The sequence below is a fragment of the Micromonospora sediminimaris genome, assembly GCF_016863575.1.
GTDB lineage: Bacteria > Actinomycetota > Actinomycetes > Mycobacteriales > Micromonosporaceae > Micromonospora > Micromonospora sediminimaris.
In genome coordinates, this window is the sequence record NZ_BOPD01000006.1 from 181808 (window position 1) to 192813 (window position 11006).

General features: G+C 69.5%; 9 protein-coding genes. 4 read left to right on the top strand and 5 right to left on the bottom strand.

Translation table 11 applies throughout. The annotated features are described in order from the left end of the window. The first annotated feature begins 240 nt into the window (after positions 1–240). Positions 241–849, top strand: a complete 609-nt coding sequence (locus tag Vse01_RS03745) for a TetR/AcrR family transcriptional regulator (RefSeq protein WP_093402800.1) — start codon at positions 241–243, stop codon at positions 847–849. Here Vse01_RS03745 and Vse01_RS03750 read toward each other — a convergent pair. Beyond that, positions 807–1676 carry a dienelactone hydrolase family protein gene (locus Vse01_RS03750; protein WP_232511115.1) on the bottom strand — a complete coding sequence of 290 codons (870 nt, stop codon included), beginning with the start codon at positions 1674–1676 and terminating at the stop codon, positions 807–809. The two genes, Vse01_RS03745 and Vse01_RS03750, sit on opposite strands and share 43 nt — an antisense overlap. A gap of 187 nt (positions 1677–1863) precedes the next feature. Further along, entirely contained in the window at positions 1864–3123 is a 1260-nt protein-coding gene (locus Vse01_RS03755; protein ID WP_198413140.1) for an MFS transporter, read from the bottom strand. A gap of 86 nt (positions 3124–3209) precedes the next feature. Here Vse01_RS03755 and Vse01_RS03760 point away from each other — a divergent pair, with 86 nt between their 5' ends. Continuing rightward, a complete protein-coding gene (locus Vse01_RS03760) occupies positions 3210–6242 on the top strand; it encodes an AAA family ATPase (protein WP_093402540.1) in 3033 nt (1010 codons plus the stop codon). A gap of 3 nt (positions 6243–6245) precedes the next feature. On the opposite strand, the gene Vse01_RS03765 is transcribed toward Vse01_RS03760, so the two are convergent. The 3 genes from Vse01_RS03765 to Vse01_RS03775 are packed head-to-tail and all read right to left on the bottom strand — an operon-like array spanning position 6246 to position 9941. Next, positions 6246–7604 carry a ferredoxin reductase family protein gene (locus Vse01_RS03765; protein WP_093402539.1) on the bottom strand — a complete coding sequence of 453 codons (1359 nt, stop codon included), beginning with the start codon at positions 7602–7604 and terminating at the stop codon, positions 6246–6248. A 55-nt stretch (positions 7605–7659) separates the two neighbouring features. Further along, positions 7660–8937, bottom strand: coding sequence for a LysM peptidoglycan-binding domain-containing protein (locus Vse01_RS03770; RefSeq protein WP_093402538.1), 1278 nt, complete (start codon positions 8935–8937; stop codon positions 7660–7662). Next, a complete protein-coding gene (locus Vse01_RS03775; RefSeq protein WP_139233097.1) occupies positions 8934–9941 on the bottom strand; it encodes a hypothetical protein in 1008 nt (335 codons plus the stop codon). The genes Vse01_RS03770 and Vse01_RS03775 overlap by 4 nt, the downstream gene beginning before the upstream one ends. 128 nt (positions 9942–10069) lie before the next feature. Here Vse01_RS03775 and Vse01_RS03780 point away from each other — a divergent pair, with 128 nt between their 5' ends. Next, the gene (locus Vse01_RS03780) at positions 10070–10357 is read left to right on the top strand and encodes a hypothetical protein (protein ID WP_139233096.1); all 288 of its coding nucleotides are present in this window, start codon (positions 10070–10072) and stop codon (positions 10355–10357) included. Beyond that, positions 10354–10956 (top strand): hypothetical protein, encoded by a 603-nt coding sequence (locus Vse01_RS03785; RefSeq protein WP_093402535.1) that lies wholly within the window; start codon positions 10354–10356, stop codon positions 10954–10956. The genes Vse01_RS03780 and Vse01_RS03785 overlap by 4 nt, the downstream gene beginning before the upstream one ends. Positions 10957–11006: the final 50 nt, after the last annotated feature.

Sequence of the window (11006 nt, forward strand, 5' to 3'; positions counted from 1 at the left end):
AGGTGGTAGACCGAACGTTCTGTCTCTACAAGCATGCCAGGGGCGGCCGGCACCGTCAAGACCGAACGTTCTATCCGCCACCTCGGGTATCGCGCGACTACCGCACGCCACGGCTCTCGCCGAAAGCCCGCCCCCTTCGTCGCCACATCGGGCCACGCGCCGTCATCGACGTGGCGCTGTTGGCCCCTGAGGTCGCTCGCTTCCCTCAGACCGAACGTTCTGTTCGTTATGGTGGAGGGCATGACACGTGGCAAACCCGACAATCGGCCCTCCGAGGCGCGCCTCCGGCTGCTCGCCACGGCAACCAGGATCTTCTACTCGGAGGGCATCCACTCCGTCGGTGTCGACCGGATCATCGCCGAGGCGAAGGTGACCCGGGCGACCTTCTACCGGCACTTCCCGAGCAAAGACGACCTCATTCTCGCCTACCTACGCGAAGTCCATGAGATGGAGCGCGGCACGGTCGACGCGGCCATCGCCAACGATTCATCACCCGTCGACCCGCTCCTGGCCATTGCCGGTTCCATAGCTCAGAACATCCAGTCCCCCGGCTTCCGTGGCTGCGCCTTCCTGAACGCCGCGGCGGAGTATCCCGACATGGAACACCCCGTGCGCCAAGAGATAATCGCCCACCGGCAATGGTTTCTGGACACGCTCAGCAAGCTGATGGCGCAGGTTCACCCGGAAACAGCGGACCCGGCCGCGCGCCGTTTCGTCATGCTCCGCGACGGCGCCATGGCAGCCGGATGCCTCTTCGACCCCGCGTTGGTGTCCGAGACATTCCTGCACGGCGTCGAGGACCTTCTTCAGCCGAGCGCCGATCGACCGTCGACCGAATCCATCGACTGACCGGGCCGCGCCGGGTCCAGCCGGCGACCGGCGGCGTTTGGATCGCCGCCTGGCCCTCGCCGCGACACCGCCAACGTTTCCTGAAAATCGCACTGGCGTAGATGCCGGGCGAAGAACTCGGCCGCGCCTTCCCCTGCGTACCAGGGAACACCAGTGTGTCCGCCCATGTTTGCGTGCAGCGTCTTCTCCTTCGAGCCGAAGGCGTCGAACAGCTTGAGGGCCGCCTGTCGGTCGTTCCCTTCATCGTCCCACTGCAACAGCACGTGCAGCGGAATGGTGACCTTTCGGGCCTGCTCGAAGATGACGCGCGGCACGAAACTCCCGGCGAAGAAGCCGGCAGCCACGATGCGCGGCTCCACCACCGCAAGCCGGATGCCGACGGAGATCACTCCCCCCGAGTACCCGACCGGGCCGCCGATCTCGGGCAGCGACAGGAGAGCATCCAGGGCGGCCTGGGACTCCGGGACCGCCTTGTCGACGAGCGGGAGGATGAGGGCATCGATGATCTCGTCGTCGACCGGCTGGCCGGCCTCCAGCGCCCGGCGCAGGTCGACGCGGGACTGTTCGATCGCGTCCCATCGGGGCCGGTGACCGCTGCCGGGCAGCTCGATCGCGGCTGCGGCGAACCCATCCGCCACGGTACGCCGAGCCCGCGCCACCAGACGTGGGTACATCCTGCCGAGCCCGAGTGGAGGGTGGCCGAGCAGCACCAGCGGGACCGGCGCTGTCGCGGATGCGGGTGTCCACAGGATGCCGGGGATCTCGCCGAGAGTGAACTCGCGTTCGACGACGCCGTCATCGAGGTGTCGTGCAGAGGTGAATCGCATGGTCGTGCCTTTCGGGAGTGCTCGTGGACGGCGCTCCCGGACGACCTATCGCCCGACCGTGACTGCGGGGAGAGCACCCATGTCGAAAACGTTCACGGGTATCACCTCCTCGGGCTCTGGCACGGCCTCCGGCAACCTAGCAGCGGGCCGCTACGGGCCGCCGCGCATTTTCTGCGCCGCACCGCGCTCACCGGATGCTGCGGATACCTAGCATCAGCAGCCCGGATGCCACCGCGCACAGCGATCCGAAGACGAACAGCGCCGGATAACCGCCGAACCAGGTGATCAGCGCACCGGCCACCGCTCCGGCCAGCAGCTGGGGCAAGCCGGTGGCCACCTGCAGGATGCCCAGGTCACGGCCCTCGCTGTCGGCATCGGGCAGGACCAGGGACATGACCGCCAGGTCGACCGCGAAGTAGGTGCCGATCGAGGCGCCCAGACAGGCAGCGTAGATCAGCATTCCGGTCCAGCTGGGCATCGCCAGGGGAATGGTCATCGACGCGGCGACGCCGAGGGCGCTCACCCCGACGACCATCTTCCGACGATCCACCTTGTCCGCGATCCAGCCCGTGAGGCCAGCCACGACCACCCACACCAGGATGCTCAGTGTCAGCATGGTGGTCACCGCAGCGGCCACATCGCCGCCGGGCACGTTCTCGGAGCCGATGTAGTCCTGCAAGGTGTAGAAAAGGTAGCCGCTGACCACGTAGTAGGACGCGAAGAGCATGAACCGGCTCGCGAATGCCAACCGGAAGTCGCGGGCGGCGAAGGCGGCGAAGAACGAGCGCAGCCGCTCCCCGAGACGCCAGCGCTCACGCACAGGGAGCGGCAGGCCCCGCGCCGACCCTTCCCGGGCCCCGACCAACAGCAGCACGGTGGTGACCAGCAGCACCCCGGCGATGACGGCATAGGCGGTCAGTTGGCTCATCCGGCTGGCGATCTGAACGCCCAGCACGACGCCGGCCGGGGTGCCCATCCCGATGACTCCCGCAGCCAGGCCACGGCGGTCATCGGGAATCCGGTCGGGCAGGATCGCGGTGATCGCGCCGGAGTAGAGGTTCGCCGCGAACCACAACACCATTGTGGTCGCGATCAGCCCCAGCAGGCTGTCGGCCAGGCCCAGGAGGATGCAGGCGACAGCCGAGACCACCGCGGCCCCGGCGATCCAGGGTGTCCGACGTCCGAACCGGGAACGCGTACGGTCGGACAGCGCGCCACCGAGCGGAATCGCCACCATCGTCGCGACGGCGGCGAGCGTGTTGAGCAGGGCGAGGTTGCCGACCTTCGACGCCGGGTCCACCGCCTCGACCTGCGCCGGGAGGATGACCGCCGAGATGCCGTTGAAAAGCGCGTACATGGCCGCCGTGGCCGGAAAGAGCAGGATCAGCAGGCGGCCGACACGCGGCCGGGACGCCGGTGCGTGCGGGGGGCGGCGCAAATCAGTCACGAGGTCTCCGGCCGGTCGAGCGAAGTAAGGATCATGCCATCAGTCGCGCGTCGGGCTCCGACCGGCGTGGGTGATATCGTCCGCCTGTGGCAGGAGCTCCGTACCGTTTCGACGGGTTCGAGCTTGACACCTCCCGCTACGAACTCCGGCTCACAGGCAAGCGCGTCCCGCTGGAGCCGAGGGCCTTCGACGTGCTGCTGCACCTGATCCGGCATCGAGACCGAGTCGTCTCCAAGGAAGAGCTCCTCGACTCGGTGTGGGGCGACCGCTTCGTGACCGACGCCGCAGTCACCACCGTGCTCCGCGCCATCCGGCTGGCCATCGGCGACGCCGGCAAGGAACACCGGCTGATCCGTACCGCCTATCGCCGCGGTTACCAGTTCATCGGGCCCGTCACGCAGACACCGGCCGGTGCGGAGGCAGGACATGACCGGGCGCTACCCGCTCGGTTGGCGATGTCGTCAGGTCTCGGCTTCACCGGCCGGCAGCACGAGCGCGCGACGCTCACGGACGCCTGGAAGGAGGTGCTCGCCTCGCGGCAGCGTCGGATGGTGCTGGTGAGCGGCGAGGCGGGCATTGGTAAGACGACGCTGTGTTCGGTGTTCGCGACCTCGGTGCAGCACGAGGCGGTGGTGCTTTACGGGCGTTGCGACGAGGAGTTGTCGATCCCCTATCAGCCCTGGCGGGAGGTGCTGACAGATCTCGACCGCGATGCCCACGATCTCGTCGACAGCCGCCGCGACGCGCTCGCACCGCTGCTGGGTGGCGCGAGCGCGGTGAGCCTGGAATCGGATTCGGCCCGGTTCGCGCTCTACAACTCGGTCCTCGACATACTCGATGCCGTCTCGGCACGCAGTGGACCGGTACTCGTCGTGCTCGACGATCTGCACTGGGCGGACATGCAGACACTCGCTCTGCTGCGGCACCTCGCCGAGCGGGCACTGACGACGCCGGTCCTGGTGATCGCCACATTCCGCGATTCCGACTTCGACGCCTCGCATCCGCTGAACGTGTTGCTGGCCGCCACCCATCGCGAGCCGGGAACGGCCCGGCTGGCCCTGCGCGGTCTCGACAACAACGAAATGCTCGGCCTGCTGGAGACGATCGCCGGCCACGAGATGGACCACAACGGGCTCACGCTGCGGGATCTGCTGCGCGCCGAGACCGAGGGCAACCCGTTCTTCGTCACCGAGATTCTGCGTCATCTCGCCGAGACCGGGGCGATCAGCCGCCAGCAGGACGGCCGCTGGGCGACTCCGACCCGGCTGCTGACCCGGGGCCTGCCGGTAAGCGTCCGGGAGGTCGTGGGCCGCCGTGTCCAGCGCCTCGGATCCGGAACGCGTCGGGCGTTGGACACCGCGTCGGTGCTCGGCCGGGACTTCGAACTCGATCTGCTCTCCGAACTGCTCGGCGAAGCTCCACTGCAGACGTTCGAACGGCTGGCGCCGGCGGTCGACAACGCTCTCGTCACCGACGCCGCCGGGCGATTCGCGTTCACCCACGCCATCGTCGCCCACACGCTGTACGCGGAGTTGAAACCCACCGCGCGGGCGTTCATCCATCAGGCGGTCGCGATGGCGATGGAGCGTCGGGTCGGCGATGACGCGGGCGAGCAGGCCGCCGAGATCGCCCACCACTGGATCCATGCCGTCGCACCTGCGAACCGCGCCAAGGCAGCGGAATACTCGCAGCAGGCGGGCGCCTACGCGCTGACTCACGTGGCACCCGACGAGGCGGTCGTCTGGTATCGCCACGCCCTTGAGCTGATGCCCGCCGGTCCCACGGTGCGACGCTGTGAATGCCTCGTCGGTCTCGGCACCGCGCAGCGTCAATCCGGCGACCCCGCGCACCGTGAGACGCTGCTCGAAGCCGGTCGCCTCGCGATCGAACTCGACCACGACGAGCTTCTCGTCCGTGCCGCACTCGCCAACAACCGTGGCGACGTCAGCGGATTCGGGACGACGGACGAGGACCGGGTCCAGATCCTGCGCCGTGCGATCGCCGCGCAGCCCAACCCGGCGGACGGTGCGCTGCTCCACGCGATTCTCGCCATCGAGATCCATGCCACCGCCGCCGAGGACCTGGAAGAGGCCGCCGCCCGTGCGGTGACGCTCGCCCACGAGGCCGGCGACGACCACGTCCTCGCGCACGTCGTACGGCTCACCGAAAGCGCCCTGCGCACGCTGGACGCCCTTGATCGTCGTGAGCAGTTGTTGCAGGCGGGCATCACGGCCGCGGAGCGAACCGGTGACGCGCGGTTGCGCGGCATCCTCTCGATGTCCCACCACGAGATCGCGCTTGAGCGCGGCGACCGTGAGGTGATGAACCGGGAGAAGGACATCCGCAACGCGTTCGCCCAGCGCAGTCCGGAACCCTTCGTCCGCTGGACCAACGCCCAGACGTCGTCGATGCACCACTTTCTGGACGGTGACCTGGCGGGAGCCGAAGCCGCCGCGACCGCCGCCCTCGAACTCGGCGTGGCAACCGGCCAGCCCGAGGCGTTCTTCGGTTACGCGGGTCAGCTCTTCCAGATCCGCCGGGCCCAGGACCGACTGACAGACGTGGCCGGGGCCATGGAGCAGGTCCTCGACCAGAACCCGATGCTGCAGGTCTTCCGGGCGGGCATGGCCTACGTGTGGTGCGAGCTCGGCCGGGCAGCCGACGCCCGGGCGCTCACCGACTCCCTCGACGTCTCCGCCGGCGGCGCACCCCAGTTCTGGTCGACCTCCCTGATGCTGTGGGCCGAGGTCTGCCACCGGCTCGTCCTTCCCATCCCAGCCTGCCGGCTCGTGCCACTGCTCGACGGCTGGCGCGACCGGGTCGCCAGCACCGGCGCGACCACCGAGGGTTCGATCGCCTACGGGCTCGGCCTCGCACTGGCCACCGTCGGCCACCACGAGGAGGCGGCGGCCGCCTACGACCTCGCCCTGACCGTGAACCGGCGGCTGCGCTCCCCGCTGCTCGTCGCCCGCACCCAGATCGCCTATGCCGATCTGCTTGCCGGGACCGAACCCGCCCGGGCGCAGTCGCTCGTCACCGACGCGCAAGCAGCCGCCAGGCGTTTCGACTTCGCGTTCGTCGACCGTCGTGCCCGGCAACTGCTCGATCGTCTCCGCTGAGATTCACACCCCCAACCGGAACGCCTCGACATGCCGCTGGCGGGCCGGGACCCGCAGCGCGCGGAGGCTGCGCTGCACGGTGGTGGCCATCGCCGCGGGACCGCACAGGTAGACGTCCCGCTCGGCGATGTCGGGAACCAGGCCGCGCAGGCTCTCCGGGCTGAACGGCTGGCTGCCGTCGGCGGTGCGACCGGTCAGCAGATGCAGGCGGGCACCCCTGGCCTGTACGAGATTGCGCAGCTCACCGATCAGCACCGCGTCGGCGGGGGTGCGGGCCCGGTAGAGCACCACGACGTCTCCGGTCAGCTCCGGGTCCTCCAGCAACGCCCGGATCGGGGTGATGCCGATGCCGCCGGCGATCAGCAGGGTGTTCTCCCGGGTACGGCCGGCGGTGGTGAGGGCGCCGTACGGTCCCTCGGCGTAGACCCGGGTGCCCACCGGCAACTGCCGCAGCCCGGCGCTGGTGGAGCCGATCGCCTTCGCGGTCAGCCGCAGCGTGCGGCCGTCGGGTGCCGCGGACAGCGACCACGGGTTGACCTGCCACCAGGAGTTGTGCCCAGGGAAGCGCCACCAGAAGAACTGGCCGGGACGGGCGCGCAGCCGGTCGAGGCGGTTGCCGGCAATGTAGACGGACACGGCGTTGTCGGTCTCCGGCACCACCGCGACGACCCGCAGCCGGTGCCGGAGGTTGCGCACCAGCGGCACGAACAGGCGGTTGGTAAGCAACGAACCGACCGCGAAGGCCCACAACCCCCACCAGTACGCCTTGGTGACGTCGCTGTTGGCGAACGAGGCGCCCTCGTAGATCTGGTGAATCACCGAGAGCACGATCACCACGTACACCACCAGGTGGATGGCGTGCCAGGTCTCGTACGACATGCGGCGGCGGGCCATCCGTACCGAGGTGAACGCCATGACGCCGATCAGGACTGCGGCGATCATGCCGAGTAGTACCGGCATCTGCTTGGCCAGGTTCGGGATCTCGGCGAAGAACGAGATCCGGTCGAGCTGTGCGTAGCCGAGCATCACGAAGGTCGGATGCAGCACGACCAGCCAGAAGATCGCGAACCCGGTCCAGCGGTGCCAGTTTGTGAGTTTGTCCATGCCGATCCGCCGTTCCAGGAACGGCACCCGACCGATCAGCAGCAGTTGCAGTGCCATCACGAAACCCAGATGCAGGCCGAGGAAACGGCCGATCCCGGTCAGGGTGTTGGGCACCGGCCGGCTCGGATGGGCGAACATGACCTGGAGGATCACCAGGTTGACCAGGAGAAAGGCCCAGAGCAGCAGGTACGCGACCCGGGCCTGGCCGAGGCGGCGCACCGGTGCTGCCGGGGCGGCGGTGAATGTGGTCGTGGACATCGCGAGCCTTCCTGAAGCGGTCCTGTTCGGACCGGCGTGAGATTCCGTCGACGGCCTAGCGGGACGGCGCGGTCGCCGTCACACCGATCTCCGGCAGGCGGACCTTTCCGTCCGCCTCAGCGTGCCAGCGCCAGCGTGCGCCCGGAAGATCGCCGAGCACGATCGCGACCTGCCCGGTGCCGGGCCCGCAGGCGGCGAGCAGATGCGCCGCCTCGTCGGCCGAGGGCGTCTCGGCGATCACCGCCAGGGCGGTGAGCGAACGACGGCGGGCGGCGAGGCGCACCATCCCGTCGTCGGTCTCCGGCCCAGAGTCGTTTATCCGCAGCTCAGTGACGGATCCCAGGCGTAGCGCGGACTGTGGCAGGCCGGGTGGCTGGCCGCCGAGTCCCGGCACCGACAGCACCGGCAGATCCGGACGGAAGCGGCTCAGGTCGGCCATGAGGTTGGCCAGGACGTCGATGGCGACCCCGGCCGATCCGCCGATCGCCAGCACGCCGTCGAGCCAGGTGAGATCCACGAACAGGGTTCCGTTGTCGTCTCCGCCGACCCGCACCAGGCACGGCGTGACCGCGTCACCCCGGGCGGGCCGTCCGGCGACGGCGTCGGCGGGGCGCGTCCACACACCGTCGGCCTCGGCCAGCCAGGGCGGTCGGGGGGTATGGTCGGCGGTCACCCAGGCGGTCACCGCCCGAGTGTCCACGCGCAGAGCGTACGCCTCGACCTGATCGGCGGTCAGTTCGGCGGACGCCTGCCAGGCCAGCGCGGGACGTTTCTGGTCGGCGGCGAACTCGGCGGACAACTGCGCGCGCGTACGCATCCGTTCCTGGATCTGGCGGTGCCAGCGGGCGTTGTCGGCATAGGCGCGGCGACGTTCTCGGAGCCGAGCGACGATCCGGCGGCGGAAGATCACCAGGAGGCTGAGCAGAGCCAGGATCACCGCGCCGAGCAGCGCGGCGGCGACCTTCCAGGTGAGCAACGGCGTGCTGTCGGCGGCCGGGGTGGAGCCGATCCGGCCGAGCCGGACGTCGGGCCCCGTCGCATCGGCCGGCAGCAGCAGAACCCATCCAGGACGTACCTCACCGGAGTCGGTGAGGGTGCCGCCGTCGCTCTGCGGGCGGGACCGGTTCAGGTCGAGAATCTCGGCGGCGCGGGCCGGATCACCTAGCGTTCGCTCAGCGATCTGTGCCAGGGAGTCGGCGCGCCCGCCGTTCTGTCCGGGGCTTCGCACCACGGCGACCTTGACCACCTCGTCGGGAGCGGCCGAGACGGCCGCCGGTACGGCCAGGACGGCGGTGAGCGCCGCGAGCAGCAGCAGTACGGCACGGCGGATCATCGGGCCGCCGTCCAGCCCTGGGTGGCGGCACTGGTGATGATCGTGTCGGTGCTCTTGTCGGCGACGTTGCGGTAGAGCGGCGATCCGTCCAACGTCACCTGTTTGGTCCCATCCTTGCGGCTCAGCCACCACACCCGGTCGTCGTCGATGCCCTTGAGCTTGACCCTGCCGCCGTTCCTGGCGACCACGGGCTGCCACAGGGCGGCGCACACGCCCGTGCAGTTGCTGGCCGGCGGGTCGGTGTCGTCCCCGTCGAAGCGGTAGATCGTCGCGCCGTCGTCGTCGACGACTATCGGACCGTCCTTGCCTTCCTTCGCGGTCAGCGTGCTGGTGCGGTCCGGCTTCGCGGCCTTCAGCTCCGCCGTGGTGATCAGCGCGTCGATGGCCTTTCCGTCGGGCCCGAACGCGAACCACGCATTGTCGACGCCCTGTCCGTTCAGGTCGCCGGGCACCGTGTCGCCGCCGAACCGGTAGGCCGGCCGGCCACTGATGGTGACCTGCACGCCACCATCGGGCCGTCGGATCGCACCGATGTCGTCGGTCTTCATCCCGTCGACGAACACTCGGCCCCCGGCCTGGATCAGTACCGGTGGCCAGCTCTCGGCGCACGTGCCGGTGCAGGCCGAGCCGGGCGGCTCGGCCGGGTCCCTGGCGAAGCCGTAGAGGGTGAACCCGGTTACATCCGTCACCGTCTCCCCGATGGTGGCCTTGTTTGTGGAGAGCTGGACCCACTTGGCCGGGGCCTGCGGGCTGGGCGTCGTCGGGTCGAGCGCCGGAGGCGTCGTGCCGGCCGCCGGAGATGCTGGGCTGGCTGCCACGGCATTGTCGCCGCGACCGTCGCCGGTCAGGCCGGCGCTGGAGGCCGGTGCGTCCACCAGCTGGACCTCACCACCGGCGAGAACGGGCGCCGCCGCCGGATCGGCGACCTCGTTCCCGGCGCAGCCCGCCAGGAGCAGGGCCGCGGCAAGTGGGACGGCCAGAGCGCGGACCGGGGTGCGGGACACGGTGACACCTCCGTTTCGATCGGGCTCGACAGGTGCGGTCTTCACGACCCGGCCACCGATCCGGTTCGAGGCTTGTGTTCCAGGTCACATTCGCCGAACCGCTGCGGGACGTCCGACGTGACGGGCGCATGGCCAGATCAGACATCGTCATCCCGGGCGAAGATCTTCAACAGGCAGCGGACGCGATGCGCCAGGTGCTGCGGACCATAAGCGTCAAGCGCAGCTCGGCCGACTTCAACCGGACGGTCGGACCTCCGGTCCGCGACGCGGCGGAGAACTTCGAGGACCGCTGGGACGCCGGCCGCAAGCAGCTGCGCAACGAGTGCGACGACATCATCGAGGCGATCGACGTGATTCTCGACGCCTTCGCCGCCGTCGATGACCAGAGTGGCGACAGCCTCGGCGGTGGCCGGTGACCGCCCCCGTACCCACCCCTGGATCATTCACCTTCGAGGTGCCGGAGGGTTGGCTCGACTACGACCTGGCGGGACAGGACTTCAGCCGGCAACAACGCGAGCTACGGGCCGCGGTGTCCACCGCCGAACAGCGCAGCGCGGTCGACGACGCGCTGCGCCAGGCCCGCCGCCTGCTGCGGGCGGCTCGTCAGCAGGGAGCTGCGGCCGCGGCCGGCATGATCGCCCGCGACGACGACGGCGGGCTGCTGATGGCGTTCGTGGCGGCCTTCGGGATCACCGTCCCGGACGGTACGCAACCGTCGGTGGCCGACATCGCCCAGCAACTGACCCGCCCCGCCGGGCTCAACGGCCATGGAGACCGCACCGTCACCTCGGCCACCCTGCCCACGATCGGCACCGTCGCCCGGATCACCGGAACCGAGGTCGTCGAGCTGACCGAGAGCACGTCCGCGGTGATGGTCGCCATGCACACGATCATTCCCGTGCCGGGACAGCCCGGCTCGTACCTCGTGGTCACCGGGATGAGTCCGAACCTGCCGCTCGCCGACGCTCTGTACGACGTCTTCGACGCGATCACCGGCACGCTGCGCTTCACCTGACCGGTTGCCCGGACACAACGGGATCCGGCGACGCCGAGCCGGCGTCACCG

What these genes read in the sequence shown, in the direction of transcription:
- Vse01_RS03745 (WP_093402800.1), top strand. Translation starts at nt 241, where the DNA reads ATGACACGTGGCAAACCCGACAATCGGCCCTCCGAGGCGCGCCTCCGG.
- Vse01_RS03750 (WP_232511115.1), bottom strand. Translation starts at nt 1,676, where the DNA reads ATGCGATTCACCTCTGCACGACACCTCGATGACGGCGTCGTCGAACGC.
- Vse01_RS03765 (WP_093402539.1), bottom strand. Translation starts at nt 7,604, where the DNA reads ATGTCCACGACCACATTCACCGCCGCCCCGGCAGCACCGGTGCGCCGC.
- Vse01_RS03770 (WP_093402538.1), bottom strand. Translation starts at nt 8,937, where the DNA reads ATGATCCGCCGTGCCGTACTGCTGCTGCTCGCGGCGCTCACCGCCGTC.
- Vse01_RS03780 (WP_139233096.1), top strand. Translation starts at nt 10,070, where the DNA reads ATGGCCAGATCAGACATCGTCATCCCGGGCGAAGATCTTCAACAGGCA.